The 17,865-nt window shown below is 44.5% G+C and carries 11 protein-coding genes; 9 read left to right on the top strand and 2 right to left on the bottom strand.

From position 1 onward, the window contains the following. Positions 1-13 precede the first annotated feature (13 nt). Entirely contained in the window at positions 14-3,997 is a 3,984-nt protein-coding gene (locus tag HC965_RS04195) for a hybrid sensor histidine kinase/response regulator transcription factor (RefSeq protein WP_191030276.1), read from the bottom strand. 156 nt (positions 3,998-4,153) lie between these two features. On the opposite strand from HC965_RS04195, the gene HC965_RS04190 reads away from it, so the two are divergent. The 9 genes from HC965_RS04190 to HC965_RS04150 all read left to right on the top strand — a co-directional run bounded on the left by HC965_RS04190 (position 4,154) and on the right by HC965_RS04150 (position 16,798). Next, positions 4,154-5,200 carry a glycoside hydrolase family 130 protein gene (locus HC965_RS04190; protein ID WP_191030275.1) on the top strand — a complete coding sequence of 349 codons (1,047 nt, stop codon included), beginning with the start codon at positions 4,154-4,156 and terminating at the stop codon, positions 5,198-5,200. Positions 5,201-5,217: 17 nt separating this feature from the next. Further along, positions 5,218-6,465, top strand: a complete 1,248-nt coding sequence (locus HC965_RS04185; RefSeq protein ID WP_191030274.1) for an MFS transporter — start codon at positions 5,218-5,220, stop codon at positions 6,463-6,465. Positions 6,466-6,630: 165 nt separating this feature from the next. Then, positions 6,631-7,791 (top strand): glycoside hydrolase family 130 protein, encoded by a 1,161-nt coding sequence (locus HC965_RS04180; RefSeq protein WP_191030273.1) that lies wholly within the window; start codon positions 6,631-6,633, stop codon positions 7,789-7,791. Between the two features lie 8 nt (positions 7,792-7,799). After that, entirely contained in the window at positions 7,800-10,967 is a 3,168-nt protein-coding gene (locus HC965_RS04175; protein ID WP_191030272.1) for a TonB-dependent receptor, read from the top strand. Between the two features lie 14 nt (positions 10,968-10,981). Then, positions 10,982-12,922, top strand: coding sequence for a RagB/SusD family nutrient uptake outer membrane protein (locus HC965_RS04170; RefSeq protein WP_191030271.1), 1,941 nt, complete (start codon positions 10,982-10,984; stop codon positions 12,920-12,922). 33 nt (positions 12,923-12,955) lie between these two features. Beyond that, positions 12,956-13,684: a DUF3823 domain-containing protein gene (locus tag HC965_RS04165; RefSeq protein ID WP_191030270.1), complete on the top strand. Its 729-nt coding sequence runs from the start codon at positions 12,956-12,958 to the stop codon at positions 13,682-13,684. A gap of 26 nt (positions 13,685-13,710) precedes the next feature. Beyond that, positions 13,711-14,544 carry an endonuclease/exonuclease/phosphatase family protein gene (locus tag HC965_RS04160; protein WP_191030269.1) on the top strand — a complete coding sequence of 278 codons (834 nt, stop codon included), beginning with the start codon at positions 13,711-13,713 and terminating at the stop codon, positions 14,542-14,544. Between the two features lie 18 nt (positions 14,545-14,562). Beyond that, positions 14,563-15,942: an SMP-30/gluconolactonase/LRE family protein gene (locus HC965_RS04155; RefSeq protein WP_191030268.1), complete on the top strand. Its 1,380-nt coding sequence runs from the start codon at positions 14,563-14,565 to the stop codon at positions 15,940-15,942. A gap of 61 nt (positions 15,943-16,003) precedes the next feature. Continuing rightward, on the top strand, positions 16,004-16,798 hold the full coding sequence (locus HC965_RS04150; RefSeq protein ID WP_191030267.1) for an endonuclease/exonuclease/phosphatase family protein: 795 nt from the start codon (positions 16,004-16,006) through the stop codon (positions 16,796-16,798). Positions 16,799-16,976: 178 nt separating this feature from the next. Here HC965_RS04150 and HC965_RS04145 read toward each other — a convergent pair whose 3' ends face one another. Further along, a complete protein-coding gene (locus HC965_RS04145) occupies positions 16,977-17,696 on the bottom strand; it encodes a FadR/GntR family transcriptional regulator (RefSeq protein WP_191030266.1) in 720 nt (239 codons plus the stop codon). Positions 17,697-17,865 lie beyond the last annotated feature (169 nt).

The raw sequence follows: 17,865 nt of genomic DNA, 5'->3' as shown, positions 1-17,865 counted from the left end.
TATTGTTAGATAGTTATTTAGTATCTTTTTCTTCTGTTTGTTCGCTTCTATATTCTTTGGGAGAAGTGTTGTATAACTTGGCAAACTCCCGGTAGAAATAAGACTTGTTGGAGAAGCCCGATTTATACATAATCTCTGTAACGGTGAGTTTGGTCGTTTTTAACAGACCGGCCGCATATTCCAGGCGGATGGTTCGGACAAATTCACTGGGTGTCTTTTCCGTCAACTCTTTGAGCTTGCGATACAATCCCGCTTTGCTTACTCCTATAAAGTCTGCAAGAGAATCCGGGCTCATGGATTCGTCATCAATATTATCTTCAATGAATTTGATTATCTTGTTCAGTAACAGTTCATCCTCTTTGTGCATGGAGATCCCATCTCTGACAATGAGAGAGGAACGGCCGGATTTGAAATACTCTTTCATCAAAGAATATTTGTTAATCATATTCTCTACCGCACTCAGTACATGTCTTGGATGGAAAGGCTTGGGAATATATAAATCCGTTCCATGATTATACGCATTGATTTGGTCTTCGATAGAATTCTTGGCAGAGATATGGATAATCGGAATGTGAGCAGTGCGTTCGTTCGACTTCAATATATCTGTCAAAGCGATGCCATCCAGTTTGGGCATCAATACATCACTGATGATAATATCCGGTTGCTTCTGTTCCACCTCTCGGAGTGCCTCTTCTCCATCGGCGGCTTCCCGAACCTGATAATAAGGGAGCAGAATATCTTTCAACAGTTCGCGGATATTCTTCTCATCTTCTACAATCAATATCGTAATCTCCTTCTGCCTGGGAACGAAAAGCATTTCGCTGACTTCCATCTCTTCTTCTGTCGGCTGACTCTCTTTCTCGGAATTCATATGCATAGGTGGCAGAGATACATTGAATTCTACATACTCTCCCAATATGCTTCCTACATTGATTTCACCACCCAATAACTCCGTTAAACTCTTAGTCAGATTCAGTCCGACTCCGGTACTTCCCGCATGTTTCAGGTTACTGCTTTCAAAAATCTTGAACCGGCTGAATATCTCACCCATTTGTTTGTCAGTCAATCCCTTGCCTGAGTTACGAATACGAAAATGTAATGTTCCGTCAGTAACATTCTGTCGTATTTCAGCACGGATATATCCGCCGGATGGCGTGTACTTGAATGCATTGGACAGTAAGTTGAAGATTATTTTCTCCAGTGCATTCCGGTCTGTCGTAAAAGACGATACTTCTTTACTTTTGAAACTGAAGTCAATCTTGTTTTCTTCAGCAATTTCGGTATAGTTGTCCGATATATAATCAACGAGTAACTGAATATCCACTCTCTCCGCATAGATAGCCGTATGCCCCGATTCTGCTTTCCGAAACTCCATAAGTTCATTGATAAGCTTTTGCATCCGGTCGGCATTGTTCTTGATGATGTAGATATATCTCTTGGTATAACTGTCGAGATCGGCCTTTTCCAGCAAGTGCTGTGCCGGGCCATATATCAGCGTCAGCGGAGTGAAGAACTCATGTGCCACATTGGTGAAAAAGTTCAGCTTCGATTCGTGGATACGTTGCTGGTTCTGCTTCTCTATATGCTCTAACAGGATCTGACGATTCAGCCGAATCCGGTTTTTGATAACGGACTGCGTGATATAAATAGCAATGGCAATCAAGATAAAGTATATAATAAAAGCCGTGGTACTAAGCCACCAGGGATAAGCAACGTCCAAATGGAGCGAATAAACTTGATTGCTCCATACCCGGTCTCCATTGGTACATTTTACTTCCAGTTTGTATTTTCCTGGCGGCAGCTTGGTGATAACGATATTCGAATTATTCTCATTGTAGATCCATTCGTCGGCAAAGTCGATAATGCGGTAACTGAATTCGCAATTCTCATTATTGATAAAATCATGCGCGGCAAATCCCAATGTGATATAAGGTTCGTCGTAATCCAGCCGAAGAGTGTGATTACGGATACGTTCGTAGATGTTCTGACTGGTATTGTTTATCTTCAGACTGCTCAGGCTTAAAGAAGCAATATGCTCCCGCAAACGTATCTTGTTCTCGTCGAAATAATTCAGTCCGCTGACACCGCCGAAATACAACCATCCGGCTTTGTCCTTAAAAATAGCTCCGTCGGAGAATTCATCGTTTTGTAGCCCGTTTCTCGAAGAATAGTTCGTAATCTTTCCCGAAGGCAGGTCGATAAAGGAGATACCTTGATTGGTGCTTGCCCAGATATTTCCATTCTCATCCTTCAGGATACCGTGAATCGTATTATTGGGCAATCCGTTATTATCCGTATATTCCATGATAGAAGGCGGAGTGGCTGCCGGAAACAACCGGTTCAGCCCATAGCTCGTACCTATCCAAATGCTGGTGGAATCTCCTTTAGTCAGATAAATCACATCATTGTTAGTCAGAGACAAACCGGAATCTATTTCATTAATCTGCCGGAAACGTTCGGAAGTAATATCGAACTTATTGATTCCTCCGCCTCGCGTACCTAGCCAAAGCTCATTCTCATTGTATCCGGCAATAACCGAATAAATAATATTATTGCTTGGCGAAGAAGGGCCGGGAGATTTATATTGTTTCATACCTGTTACCAGATAGTTTTTCCCTTCCCTTCGCAAGCTTAATCTGATAAGTCCGTAACCGGAAGTCCCCAACCATAAAAGCGAATCATTATGGGTAAACAAGATGCTGTATACTGCTCTGAAAGCCGGAAATTCAGCCGGAATATTCAGCTTCTTTACCTGGCTGCTGTTGAGTGGAATATAATTAATGCCTGCCCCTTCGGTTCCGATGAATATATCCCCGGACATATTTTTCCGGATAGTATAAACGGAATTGGAGATTAACCCGTTAGCGGTTGATAGATAGGGATTGACGCTCCGTTCCTGTTTATCGAGTAAAAGGATACCTTCTCCTTTCGTTCCTAAGAGTATATTGCCATTATCTTCCTCACAGAAACAACGTACCGGATAATTCGTCTTTACGGTGTGGAACGGTGAACTATGTTCGTACACTTCCAATATTCCTTGTCCATCCGTGCCTACCCAAAGGATATTCTGCGAACCGATATAAATAGTGAAAATAGAAGCCTTCTCCGGTAATTGAAGCAACTCCATCGAAGTCCCGTTTTCGAGGTTATGCCTGATACATCCGCCTTCGATAAAGCTGACAAGAAGATACTCCCCGTGGCAGATAACTTGTGAAACAGTCTTGTTATCAGGAATATCAATACGGTCCAGTACACGGTTATCTTGTGAAACAGTCAGTGTCCGGTCATTGTTAATGATGAGGCAATCCTGGGAAAGATAAATATTGGAAACGGAAGCAGGCTGCCTGATTTCTTCTTTGAACGAGAGTGCGGGATTGGAATTGCGGACAGTCAGTTGATAATGTAATAATTGTCCGTGTCCTGTGAGAAAAAATAGTTGGTCTTTGGAATCAATGACGAAGTTTCTGATGTCATCGGGAAGGTCATTCTTCAATGAGACAAACTCCTGCTTCCGGTCATCGAAATAGAATAAACCCTGTTCTTTCACGTAGCAGATGATATGCTTACCGGAAGTGATACCCAGCAGAAATGATTTCTCCTGTTTCGGCGGATTATTCTGCGTGCCTAAATAATAAGGAGTAAACTGCTGTGTGGAACGTTTCCAACGGTTTACTCCATAGTCTGTAGATACCCACAAGATAGAATCGCTCTGCTCAATAATCTGCCAAATGACATTGTTGCTGATAGACCCGGCATCTCTCTTATTGTAAGAATAGGTTTTGAAACTACGTCCGTTGTATGCATTCAGCCCGTCCCATGTCCCTACCCAAAGCGTATGTTCCGAATCTTCCAGGAAGCAATTCACCGAATTATTGGATAATCCGTCCGCATTGGAAATCTGTTTTACTACATTCTGTGAATGTAATAAAGCAGGCATCAGGCATGAATAAATAAGGATGCAGATGTAACGGAAATATGAGTGTCTTCGTAGAATCATATCGCAAAGATAGAGAGGAAAAATAAGAAAACAAAGATAAAAATATGCTGTACAACACCTGTATACCCTTTTGAGAATATAGTACACTCTTTCCGTTGAGGCGTGGGGTAGCTTTGCCACGAGAAATAAAAACAACACATATTTAATAATCTGAAAATGGATATTGCAAAACGATTTCATCAGAACCCGTTACTGAAACCATCCGATTTACAACCGGGAATAGAAGGAATGGAAATTACCTGTTTCCTGAATCCCGGCGTGTTCCGTTTTGACGGAAAGATTTGGTTATTGTTGCGGGTGGCCGAACGCCCTGTGCAGAAACAGGGAGTGATTAGCTTTCCTGTATATAATAAGGAAGGGAAGATAGAAGTACTCTCTTTCGATGAGAATGATCCGAAACTGGATGCTTCCGACCCTCGTGTGATCGGGTATGCAGGGCAGAATTATCTGACCACTATGTCTTATCTTCGACTGGTATCGAGCGAAGACGGCATTCATTTTAAAGAAGAACTGGATTATCCGCCTATTTTCGGCAAGGGAGCTTTGGAAGCCTTCGGCATCGAAGACTGCCGGGTAGCCACTACTGCCGACGGCTATTACCTGACATTTACGGAAGTCTCTTCTGTTGCTGTCGGCGTAGGACTGATTCATACCCATGACTGGAAAAACTATACTCGTCATGGTATGATTTTCCCCCCTCATAATAAGGACTGTGCCTTGTTTGAAGAGACAATAAACGGAAAACACCTTGCCCTGCATCGTCCGAGCAGTCCCGAACTGGGCGGTAATTATATTTGGCTTGCCGAATCTCCCGACCGCTTGCATTGGGGTAACCACCGTTGTATTGCGACCACCCGTCCTGATAGCTGGGACTGTGCCCGGGTGGGTGCGGGAGCCGCACCTATCCGCACAGAAGAAGGGTGGCTGGAAATTTATCACGGTGCTGATCATCAAAACCGTTATTGCCTGGGAGCTCTCCTGCTTGATTTGGAAGATCCTTCAAAGGTTATTGCCCGAAGCAAAGACCCAATTATGGAACCGGTCGTTCCTTACGAACAAACAGGATTCTTCGGGAATGTAGTCTTCACTAACGGTCATTTGGTAGAGGGAGATACAGTGACTATTTACTATGGTGCAAGTGATGAAGTAATCTGTGGAGCGAAGTTATCTATTGAAGAAATTCTTCGTTCATTAAAGTCATGACATATATAAGGTAGAGAATGAATAAACTTAAAAGAGAATATCAATTCTTCAGGCAACAGACGCCTAATGTACGTGTACTGTTGATGACTAACCTGCTCTATGCGTTCGTACTTCCTGTGGTGGAGATATTTGTAGGCGCTTATGTGATGCGTCACACGAGCGAGCCTGTTTCCGTAGCTTTCTATCAGCTTTTCATGTATATCGGTATCATAGCAACCTCGTTTGTCAATGGCTTCCTGTTGCGGCATGTCAGCGTGAAGATATTGTATGCAGGTGGAATATTAGTGAGCGGACTGTCGATGTTTGCCATGATGCTGGTAAAGTCGCTGGGCTTTGTGGAATTGGGCATAGCCGGTTTTGTACTCGGGGCTGCATCAGGCTTCTTTTGGACTAACCGTTATCTGCTGACTCTTAACAATACGACCGATGACAGCCGGAACTATTTCTTCGGACTGGAATCTTTCTTTTTCTCCATCACCTCGATAACTGTGCCTTTACTGATTGGTGCCTTTATCAGTCAGATAGACGGCAAAGAAATCATGGGATGCCTGATTGACATAAACGGAGCTTACCGTTTGGTGACGGTCGGAGTCATTATAGTGACTCTGTTTGCCGTAGCAGTTTTGTGGCGCGGCAAGTTTGCCAATCCGGTGCAGAAGAGCTTTCTGTACTTCCGTTTTTGTACACTTTGGAAGAAAATGCTGTTACTGGCTTCTTTGAAAGGAATGGTACAGGGATTTTTGGTGACTGCTCCTGCCATCCTGGTTTTAAAATTGGTAGGCGATGAAGGTGTATTAGGTCTGATACAGGGAATTAGTGGTACACTGACGGCTATCCTGGTCTATGTACTGGGACGTATTGCCAGACCCGAAGACCGTCCGAAGATATTTATTGCCGGGTTACTTGTCTTTTTTACCGGTACTCTGTTCAACGGAGTCTTGTTTTCAGCCACCGGAGTGATTATCTTTGTCCTCTGTAAGGTGATCTTTCAGCCCTTGTTTGACTTGCCTTATTATCCTATTATGATGCAGACCATCGACGCAGTAGTTAAAATCGAGAAAAGAAATGAATACACCTATATTTTAAGCCACGAATTCGGATTGTTTCTGGGACGTGCTTTCGGACTCATCCTTTTTATGGTACTTGCCTTTGCCGTATCACAGGATTTTGCTTTGAAATATGCGTTGATATTGGTAGGAGCTTTGCAGTTGATAGCCTACCCGCTGGCTCAGAACATCATTAAACAGAATCAAACGGTTCACTAATATTCCAAAATCATTAAGTCGTCATTGCAAACGGATGAATTATTATGTTGTACAGCACCTATATACCCTTTTGAGAATATAGTACACTCTATTTTTGCGGGGCTACGGTAGTTTTGCCGTCAGAAAAACGATGAACGACTGATTTGAAAAACTAAAAAACGACGTATGATAACACTAAGATCTGTAATCTATCTATTCAGTATGATGACACTGGTCGGATGCTCCGGTCAAAAACAGGCATCCGTAACTGCCGAAGAGCAGAGTGAACAATGGACACTGGGGCCTTTTGTCCGTCCGGAAGGGGTGAATCCGGTGATTTCCCCGCAACCGACAACTTTTCAATGTCCGATGCGCAAACAGTTGGTAAGATGGGAGGAGAGTGATACCTTCAATCCGGCGGCAACGGTCAAAGATGGAAAGATTGTGGTACTCTACCGTGCCGAAGACAACTCGGCACAGGGGATAGGAAAGAGAACATCCCGCATTGGTTATGCGGAAAGTACCGACGGAGTGATGATGAACAAATCGGATGCACCGGTATTGTTTCCTTCCGAAGACAACTTTAAAGAAATAGAATGGGAAGGCGGTTGTGAAGACCCGCGTGTGGCAATGACGGAAGACGGATTGTACGTAATGCTTTATACAGCCTGGAACCGCAATCTCCCCCGTCTCGCGGTGGCTACTTCCAAAGACTTGAAGAACTGGACAAAACACGGACTCGCTTTTGCGAAAGCATACAACGGACGTTTTGCCAATATAGCAAGCAAGTCGGCTTCTCTTGTCACCGGAGTGAAAGACGGCAGGCTGGTCATTGAGAAAGTGAATGGCAAATACTTTATGTACTGGGGCGAAAATGCCGTATGTGCGGCTACTTCCGATAACCTGACCGACTGGACTCCGGTACTGAACGAGAACAACGAACTCAGGGAAATAGCCAAGCCCCGCAGCGGATATTTCGACAGCCGCCTGACGGAATGCGGCCCACCTGCTATAAAGACAGCGAACGGTATTGTATTGCTATATAATGGCAAGAACGGATATAAGGAAGAAAGAGATCCGGCATATCCGGCAGGCGCTTATTGTGCAGGACAGTTCCTGTTTGATGCCAAGGATCCTTATAAAGTGCTTGCCCGCCTGGACAAACCATTCTTTGTGCCCGAAGCCGCTTTTGAAAAGAGCGGTCAGTACAAGGACGGAACCGTATTTCTCGAAGGGCTTGCTTACTTTAAAAACAAATTATATCTCTACTATGGCTGTGCCGATTCGCAGGTTGCAGTGGCGATATGTGATGATAATATAGATTCGAAACTTAAAACACATAACTAATTTAATCTATGAAACATGCTTGTAAAATGAACACGGTTGTCTCGAAGTCGTTAAACGACAGGCTGAAGATAGCTACTGTTTCAGCTTTAATGGCGGGGACTTTCCTGTGCGTACCGTTTACGGTATATGCAGATAGCCTTTCGATATCAGCTATCGAACAGACAGTTCGGAATATTTCGGTGAAAGGTGTGGTTGCCGATGCCGGCGGAGAGCCGGTGATCGGGGCTTCTGTACAACTGAAAGGTGCTGCCGGAGTAGGCACGATTACCGATGTGGACGGCAAGTTCACCCTGTCGGTTCCCGCTAACGGAGTATTGCAGATTTCCTATATCGGATATAAAACTACTGAAGTAAAAGTGAACGGACAGTCCGGCCTGAAAGTGACCTTGCAGGAAGATACGGAAACACTGGACGAAGTAGTGGTGGTAGGCTACGGCATTCAGAAGAAGGCTTCTGTGACCGGTTCGGTAGCTGCCATTTCCTCGGATAAGCTGATGGAAGTAAAAGCCCCCAGTGTGACGAATATGCTTGCCGGACGTTTACCGGGCTTGCGTGCCGTACAGCGTAGCGGTAGCCCCGGTGATGACGGAGCTTCCGTCGATATTCGCGGATATGGAAGCATGCTGGTGATTGTAGACGGTATCGAGCGTGATTATACCCAACTCGATCCGAACGACATTGAATCCATCTCTATCCTGAAAGATGCCGCCGCAGCCGTCTACGGTTTCAAAGGCTCCAACGGTGTTCTGCTGGTTACTACCAAAAAAGGAACGGAACAGAAAGTAAAGATAGATTATAACGGCTATGTGGGTTTTCAGAAAGTAACCCGTTATCCGGAAATGATGAATGCTTATGAATATGCTTCACTCTATAATGAAGCAATCCACAACGCTAATCCATGGCGCGGAGCTTCGGCTTATTCGCGGGAACAACTGGAAGCCTACCGGAACGGTACGGCAGGCACAGACTGGTGGAATGAAACGATGCGCAGCACGGCTCCACAAACTTCGCACAACTTGAGCCTGACAGGCGGTACGGAGAAGGTGAAATATTATATGTCCATCGGATACATGGATCAGGGTGGTATCATCCGTTCGGGCGACTGGAATTACCAGCGCTACAATGTCCGCTCCAACTTAAGCGTGGAAGTGGCTAAAGGGCTGAACGTAGAACTGCGTTTGAGCGGCCGCTTTGATAACCGCAAGAAGCCTTACAATGGCGATAACCTGTTCCGTTCGGCACAAATGGCTATCCCTACTTATTCCATGTATGCCAATGATAACCCGGATTATTGGGGAGCGGTAGGCGATATGGCGAACCCCGTGCATGTATCCGCTTCGGATGACAGCGGCTACGAAGACCGTTTGCGCCGTGAGTTTAACAGCTCGTTGGCTATCACCTGGCAACTTCCCTGGATAAAAGGACTAATGGCAAAAGCATTGGTTGCCTACGATTATACAAACAAGGAATGGAAAACGTGGCGGAAAGACCTCTCTGAATATACATATGATTATGCCAATGAGGAGTATATAGAGAAAGTGGTTAACACCGCACATTTGGAATCGAAACTGGAGAACTATGATAAACCGACCTATCAGTTTTCGATGAACTATAATAATACATTCGCCGGGAAGCATAATATCGGTGCTATGCTGGTGTGGGAAATGTATAATGATAAAAAGAGCTGGGTGACCGGAACACGTGATTTTGCCATCGGGCTGATTCCCGACTTGGACTATGGAGATAAAACGAATCAGGAAGCTTCAGGTAAGACACAGGAAACTGCTCATGCCGGACTGGTAGGACGTGTGAACTATGATTTCTCCAACCGTTATCTGGTGGAATTTAATTTCCGCTATGACGGGACTTATAAATTCCGCGCGGGCAATCGTTGGGGATTCTTCCCGGGTGTTTCTTTGGGATGGCGTGTTTCCGAGGAAGCTTTTTTCAAGAAACTGTTGCCTGATATGGATAACCTGAAAATCCGCGCTTCATACGCCAAAGTGGGCGACGAGGGAGATTTCGATGCTTTCCAATATTTGGATGGATATACGGCTCACGGAAGCTATATCATGGGTAGCAACGGAGTGACTTCCGGCATGACTACGGTAGGTATGGCAAATCCATGGCTCACCTGGTATGAGTCGAAGATTATGAATATCGGCTTTGAAGCGTCCTGGCATAGAGGACTGATTTCCGTAGAATTTGACTGGTTTCGCAGAAACCGTTCCGGTTTGCCTGCCACCCGTGTAGGCTCGCTGCCTACTATTTTCGGAGAATCAATGCCGCAGGAAAATCTGAACTCTGACATCAATACCGGATTCGAGATTGTAGTGGGACATAAGAACCGGATTGGTAACTTCAATTATAATGTGTCGGCTAACTTCTCCACTACCCGGATTGAGTATGATTATGTGGTACGGGCGGCTTCTACCAATATGTATGACGATTGGCGCAACAACACGAACGGGCGTTACAAAGATATCCGTTGGGGAAAGAAAGTGATCGGGCAGTTTACTTCCTTCGAGGAGATTTTGAACTCACCGGTTCAGGATAAGGACGGTAACCGTTCGCTGATGCCGGGTGATTTGAAATTCGAAGATTATAACGGCGACGGCATTATCGACGATAACGATACGCAACCGCTCGGACATGGTGCTACGCCCCGTATGTACTACGGCCTGAATATGTCCGGAGAATACAAAGGATTCGACCTGACAGTCTTTTTCCAGGGAGCTGCGGGACATGATATTTATGTGAGCGGAGATATTCTGGATCCGTTTATCCAGCAAGGTTTGGGGAATGGTTTAGCCATCATGACCGATCGTTGGCACCGGGAAGACCCGACCGATCCGTATAGTAAATGGATTCCGGGATATATGCCCGCCGCACGTGTGGCAGGTGTCGCCGACAACCGCTCCGGTAACTCATGGTCATTACACAACGCAAGCTACCTGCGTCTGAAAACCCTTGAATTGGGATATACACTGCCTAAAGCCTTGACAAAAAAGGCTGCTATCGACCGGGTGCGCTTCTATATCAACTGCAACAATCTGCTGACTTTCACCAAGCGTGACGGGCTGATGAAGAATGTTGACCCGGAAAGCAACTCTAGCGGAGTGCGTTATTATCCGCAGATGAAGACGTATAACTTTGGTGTAAATGTAACCTTCTAAAACCCGTAAAGACAATGAATAGAAATTATCTGAAATATATATTGATAGGCGGAGTATCCATCTTCGTATGGACGGGATGTGATGATTATCTGAACCGCGAAAGTACCAGTGGTGTCAACACGCCGGATTTGATTTGGCAAAATCCGAAAGCAATCACAGCCGTATTGGCGGATATGTATGACTCAGGATTGAAACTGGATGAATACGATGACTGGTATGGAAGTAAGAAAGCGAACCTGGCGAATCAGACCAGTCTTTCGGATGAGGCTACCGCCAGTTATCAGAAAGAAAGCGCGTTCGATAAGTCAAATTCTACCTATTCTTATGGAGACTATGTGTTCAACGACGACATGGTGACCCGCTATAAGCAAATCCGTATCGTGAATAACTTCCTGCTGAATATCGAAAAGACTTCCGTATTGAGTGAGGATGAGAAAGAAGAGCTCGGAGCGGAAGCCCGTTTTATCCGTGCCATGCAGTACTTTGGGCTGGTGAAACGCTACGGTGGTGTTCCTTTGCAGACAGTTCCGCAGGAATATACCGCCGGAAATACGGAGACTCTTTATCAGGCTCGCGACACGGAAGCCGCTACCTATGATTTTATTATCAATGAATGTAAGGCTATCTATGAGTCACTGCCGGAAGTACGCAGCAGCGATGCCAAATACCGGGCAAACCGTGGAGCAGTACTCGCTTTGTGGTCTCGGGCGGCTTTATATGCCGGCACTATCGCCAAGTATTCCAAGACACTGACTCTGACGGGCGAAGCTGTTTCCAGGGGATATGTGTATATTCCCGAGACAGAAGCGGAACGCTACTTCAGCGAATGTTATACTGCTTCATCAAAGATTTTGGATGAGATGGTTCCCCGTGTATATAGCTTGTATGAATCGGCAAGTACCGCCCCGGAAGAACTGGCGCAGAATTTTTACAATCTCTTTTCCAAGGCAGTGAATGGTGATAATGGCGAATATATATTCCAAAAACAGTATAACGTAGCTGCCGGTAAAGGACATATGTGGGATAAGCTGAATGTTCCTTTCTCTTATCGTGGTGATGGCTGGGGATGCGGTATGTCTCCGGTATTGGAAATGGTCGAAGAGTTTGAATATATCGACGGTACGGAAGGAAAACTGAAGATGAAGGACAGTGGGGGAAAGGCAATCAGCTACGACAGCCCGTATGACATCTTTAAGAATAAAGACCCTCGATTGTTAGGTTCCGTATATCTGCCCGGTGCTGATTATAAAGGATATGGCGGTGGTAAGATTGAATGGATGCGCGGCGTTATCAACGGACAGGAGGGTATAGGAACCAAGTACGAAGCTTCTGCCCAGCCGGATAAGGAGAATAAGGTCGTAGTAGACGGACAGACTTACAATACTTCCGGGAAAGACGGCGGTTCATTAAGTGTGGGCGATGCCAGCAAGACAGGCTTTTATCAACGTAAATTTTTGGATGAGAGTCTGACGGATTATACGGACATCGACGCAAAACGCTCTTCTACTCCCTGGGTTGTTTTCCGCCTGGCGGAAATCTATCTGAATCGTGCAGAGGCTTGTATGGAATTGAACCTGCATTTGGATGTGGCTTTGAAAGATATGAATGAGATTCGCGGCAGGGCAGGTATCAAACTATTGACCGCCGGCAACCTCACACTGGACAAAGTGCGCCATGAACGGAAAGTGGAACTTGCTTTTGAGAAGCATCGTTACTGGGATTTGAAGCGTTGGCGCTTGGCTCATTTGGATGTAAGTAGGGGCGGTTTGACGAATTTCCGGGGTACAGCTCTTTGTCCGTATTATAATATCAAGAGCGGTAAGTACACTTTTGAAACCGGTGTACCCGAAAAGAGAAAACGTCTTTTCCTCGAAAAGAACTATTACACGGTTTTCCGGGCGGAAGATTTGAGTACGAATCCGTTAATGACGCAGAATCCGGGTTACGGCAATTGATATGTCCAACTATAAGTTTAAAGAAAGAACGATATGAATAAAATAATAAACATAGGATTGACTGCATTATTCGCCTGTTTTGTGATGGCTTGCGAAAATGATATCGACAATTATGATGCCCCGAACGGCGGCATATACGGTACTATCTATGACAAGGAAACGAATGAGCCGATTCCCATGCCTGTGCCGGGAAGCAGCGGTGTGATGATGAGTCTGTATGAACAGAATACGGGGGCTACAGCTTCCGTCGATTTCCGTGCCCGTCAGGATGGAACGTTTGAACACACCAAGGTTTTTAATGGCAGCTATCGCGTTCAGGCAAAGGATGGTCCTTTTGTCGGAGTATGTGAGGGATATGTCACCGTGAACGGACAAACGCAGCTTGATCTGTACACGATTCCGTTCTCACGTATCAGCCTCGATGTAACTGTATCGGCTGATAATAAACTGACCCTGACTTATGACGCGAAAACATCGAACGAGACATTGCAACTGACGGATGTCTCCGTTATATGGAACTATGCTCCGGGGGTGGACGTGAACAATGCGAACCATGCAACTCTCTCTTCACTGGGAACAAAATCGAATGGGACACACGTCATCGACCTGATGAGTGATACCGAATTTATAGAGAATCACTATAAAATTGTCTCCAACAAGAACAGGGTATATGTGCGCGTTGCGGCTACGGTGACGGCGGAAAGCAAACCGTACGTGAATTATAGCCGGGTAGTGGAGGTAACTGTGAATGATATCAGATAAGATAAACGATAAAAAAGAATGTAACAATGAAACATAAATTCTATGTATTACTGGTACTATTGATGAGCGGCTTATTCGCCGGTTGCAGTTCGGATGATGACGGTGTAACCCCGCCCGATGAGAAGGACGGAGTATTGGTAAAAGTCATGTCTTACAATATATACAGCGGGCAGAAAATTTATTCCGGGAAAAAAGGAATGGAGACAATTGCTCAGGTGATTAAAAAGATAAACCCGGATTTGGCGGGTTTGCAGGAGTTTGAAACGAAAACCAACAAGGTAGAGAAAGCGGATATTATCGCCCTGATGAAAGAAGTGTCGGGAATGCCTTATGCTTTCTTCGTCAAAACCCGTGATGTGGACGGTGGCGAATATGGTAACCTGATTCTCTCGAAATATCCGATAAGTGACGGAGTGAACTATGATTTGCCGAGAATAGAGACTGTGGAAGATGTCTACCCGCGTTCTATGGGCGTAGTGAAAACAGAAAAAGATGGGAAGAGTTTCTACTTCGGAGTGGCTCATCTGTCTCATGTAGGTAATGAAACCAATCGTATCAACCAAACCACAACTATTCTTGAGAAGACACAGGGATTGGATATGCCGATGATATTGACTGGTGACTTCAATGCTTTGGCCGACTCCGGCCCGATGAAGATATTGTATGAACGTTTTGATATCGGTTGCCTGAACGGGAACTACGGGCTCACAACAGGGACACCCGTTCCGGTGAAAGCGATTGATTTCGTATTGTACACTCCGGACGAAGGAATGACTCCGAAGGCTTATGATGTATATTATGATGCTTATGTAGAATCAGACCATTTTCCGGTGGTAGCTACATTCAGTATAAACGATTAATCTAAAAAAGACAGAAACATGAAAACATTGATACATCATTTGAAACGATTTTCTATATATTCCCTGTTGTTTGCGTCCGTCGGTTTTGTTGCTTGTGAGGATGAGAACCGACAGGATATGACGCCTGAAATCGGAGAAGGCGAGGTTGCTCCCAAAATAACCATGTACACACCGACAGCCGGCGGAAAGTCTACAAGCCTGACTTTATACGGCACGCATTTCGGTACGGATTTGGATAATGTCCGCGTGACTGTCAACGGGGTGGATGCTGAAGTGACAGGTGCATTGGGGAATATTATTACTGCCAACGTACAGAGGGGGGCCGGTTCCGGCCCGGTGAAAGTATATATCGGCCGGGGAGAAGACGCACAGGAACTGACGTATAAAACGGAGTTCGAGTATTCCCAATCTCCTATTGTGAGTTCCTATATTGGCAGCTATGTTCCTGCCGCAAAAACGGAAAAGAAAGAGGGGACTCTTATGGAAGCGGTTCTTTGGAAACCGGGCTCTATCGCTTTCGATAAGGAAGGGGCTTTGTATATTGTTGAAGACGATGACCGTGATATCCGCATTGCGAAAAACAATCAGGTTGCTACTTTCCTGCGGGGAGATGGAGCAGGTGGGGCTGTATTCAGAATGATGAATATTGCTTTTTCGCTGGACGGCAGTACTTTATTCCTGTCCAATGATGCGAATGCTTCGGGCAATGCGCATATTGCAACGATGCCATGGAACAGTGATACGCATCAGTATGATGCCGGCAATCTGACTGCGATATGGTCAATCACTTCCTCTTTGGGCAATGGTGTCACCAATGTGGGTGTACATCCTGTCACAGGAGAGGTCTTTTCCGTGGCTCATGGGAATGCCATGATTTATAAATATGACCCGGAGCAGAATACGATGGTGACCACCGGAGTGCAACTTCCCGATGGCGATGGCAAAAACGCATCGAAAGTGAAAATCCGCTGTATTCTTTTCGATAAGGCAGGGACTACTGTATACATGAGCTCGCAGGAAAAGGATGTGATTTATAAAGGAGATTATGATATGGCGACGGGAGAGTTCTCCAATCTCCATATTTGGATTGGACAGTATGAGAAAGCCGGTTTTACAGAGGGGCAGGGAAACGATGCCAAAATGGAAGAACCTTGTCAAATGGATTTGGATGAAGAAGGCAATATTTATGTGGCAGTTCGTAAAAAACACCGTATCGCAAAAATTACTCCTGACGGCGTACTGACAAGCTATACCGGTACAGGTACTTCCGGTGTGACGGATGGTCCATTGGATAAGGCGCAGTTCAATCATCCTGAAGGAGTACAGTTCGGCCCCGACGGAGCATTGTATGTTTCAGATTATTGGAATCATAAGATTCGTAAGATAGAAAAGGATTGATTTTATATCAGGTAGGAAAGATTGGTTTTCAGGATAACATTCACTTATTAATTGATTGCATATGAATTTCAGAATATGTATTTCTTTGTTTCTGATGTGCTTTCTGCTGCCACCCATGATGGCGCAGAAGACTACGGAGAAACAGCAAGAAGTCACGGTAAAAGCGATGACTTACAATACTTACAGTGGACGTAAGCAAGGCATTGATAAAATCGCTGAAGTCATCAGAAAAGAGAACCCGGATATTGTTTCGCTTCAGGAAATAGAAAGAAACACGGAGATAAATCCATGGGATACTCCAAAGAAACTGTCGGAATTGACGGGGATGAAATTTTATTATTTTGCCCATGCACTCGATATTCCGACCGGCGGAGATTACGGCAATGTGATTCTTTCCAAATTTCCAATATCTGAAGAGAAATGCTTTAAATTGAGTGTGCTGAAAGAGGGGGATTATGTTCGTTCTTTCGGTTATGTGAAAGTGGTGAAGGACGATAAGGAATTTTACTTCGCTACGACACATTTAGATCATAAATACGAGGATGCTGCTCGTTTGAAACAGGTTGAAGAGATTCTTGCCTGTGTGGAGCAACTGGATAAACCGGTTATTTTGGGTGGAGATTTGAACTCCCGTCGTGGCTCTGACACCATGGCGGCTTTTCAGAAGTATTTCACTGTCAACTGTTTGAGCGATGGTGCTCCGTGGACAGTACCCGCTCCAAATCCGACTTATCCGTGTGACTGGTTGATTTATGCCCCGAACGAAGCATTTACAGTGAAGTCATACAATGTTTGTTATTGGGCAGATAAGGAATCGGACCATTATCCGGTAGTGGCTACTTACCTTATAAAATAAGATTAATTGCCCGGATACGATCAAATAATCTTCCATATGCATAAAACTAATCTTTCCATCGAATGAATTTATTCGTCTGACAACTGTTGAACTTTCGTCTGACAGCTGTTAACTTTCCGTCTGACAGCTGTCAGACGATTAATTTTATGTATAAACAAAATTAGTTATGCGGTATATCTTAGATATGTCCGTATTCAAACTCCGGTATATCTTCTTTTGCTGATATTCTTGCAAAATCAATCAGATTCGAAAGGTGGCGAAGTACTAATTCCTTCATTCCTTCTTTGTCTCTATCTTTTATCTTCTGAAGCATTTCCCTATGTTCCGCATGAACCGTTTTTTGCGGTACGGCACAAACTTTATATTTTTGATAATATTTTAAAATATCGGGGGTGATGATGAGTAGTAATGAGCTGATTACCGGATTGTGTCCACCCTGCGCAATAGCCTGGTGGAAAGCAAAATCTTTCTCAACGCGGAGGTCGGTGTCAAACTTCTCTTCAAGTTCTATAAGCGTATTTTCTATATTCTTCAAATCCTCTTCTGTTCGGTTGGTAGCGCATAATTTACATACTTCAATCTCTAATAGAACACGTACATAGACCAAACTGGAAAAGTCATATTTGCTTATCTTCAGAGCATCTGTAATCATGGTATCCAACTGGTCTTTTGAGAACTCGGAGACTACCGTTCCACTTTGAGGATATGTTTTTACAATTCCATATAGCTCCATCTTTTGCAAAGCTTCACGAACATGCGAACGGCTGACATTCAGCAATTCCGATAATTTCCGTTCAGACGGTAGACGTTCACCAGGCAGAATCTGACGCTCTGCGATTTGTTTCTTTATGTGCTCAATGACAAGTTTAACTGGTTGCGAATTTACTTCGTCTTTCATAAGATATAAATATTTTAAAAGGTTTTCCTTTCTGTTTCGGCTGTAAAAGTACGAATATTATCTTTCAAAGTAAAGCTTTATAGTAAAAATATTCTTTTCCCCTTTTATAAAGAGGTACGCGTAACGTGCTATTTATAAGTGAGTTATATGGTATTGTTAATAAATAATA

The organism is Bacteroides sp. GM023 (genome assembly GCF_014750685.1).
GTDB lineage: Bacteria > Bacteroidota > Bacteroidia > Bacteroidales > Bacteroidaceae > Bacteroides.
This window is presented reverse-complemented; position numbering and strand designations above follow the sequence as displayed.

Bases quoted from the DNA above. Each gene is read 5' to 3' on its own strand.
- HC965_RS04195 (WP_191030276.1), bottom strand. From the start codon at position 3,997: ATGATTCTACGAAGACACTCATATTTCCGTTACATCTGCATCCTTATT.
- HC965_RS04190 (WP_191030275.1), top strand. From the start codon at position 4,154: ATGGATATTGCAAAACGATTTCATCAGAACCCGTTACTGAAACCATCC.
- HC965_RS04185 (WP_191030274.1), top strand. From the start codon at position 5,218: ATGAATAAACTTAAAAGAGAATATCAATTCTTCAGGCAACAGACGCCT.
- HC965_RS04180 (WP_191030273.1), top strand. From the start codon at position 6,631: ATGATAACACTAAGATCTGTAATCTATCTATTCAGTATGATGACACTG.
- HC965_RS04175 (WP_191030272.1), top strand. From the start codon at position 7,800: ATGAAACATGCTTGTAAAATGAACACGGTTGTCTCGAAGTCGTTAAAC.
- HC965_RS04170 (WP_191030271.1), top strand. From the start codon at position 10,982: ATGAATAGAAATTATCTGAAATATATATTGATAGGCGGAGTATCCATC.
- HC965_RS04165 (WP_191030270.1), top strand. From the start codon at position 12,956: ATGAATAAAATAATAAACATAGGATTGACTGCATTATTCGCCTGTTTT.
- HC965_RS04160 (WP_191030269.1), top strand. From the start codon at position 13,711: ATGAAACATAAATTCTATGTATTACTGGTACTATTGATGAGCGGCTTA.
- HC965_RS04155 (WP_191030268.1), top strand. From the start codon at position 14,563: ATGAAAACATTGATACATCATTTGAAACGATTTTCTATATATTCCCTG.
- HC965_RS04150 (WP_191030267.1), top strand. From the start codon at position 16,004: ATGAATTTCAGAATATGTATTTCTTTGTTTCTGATGTGCTTTCTGCTG.
- HC965_RS04145 (WP_191030266.1), bottom strand. From the start codon at position 17,696: ATGAAAGACGAAGTAAATTCGCAACCAGTTAAACTTGTCATTGAGCAC.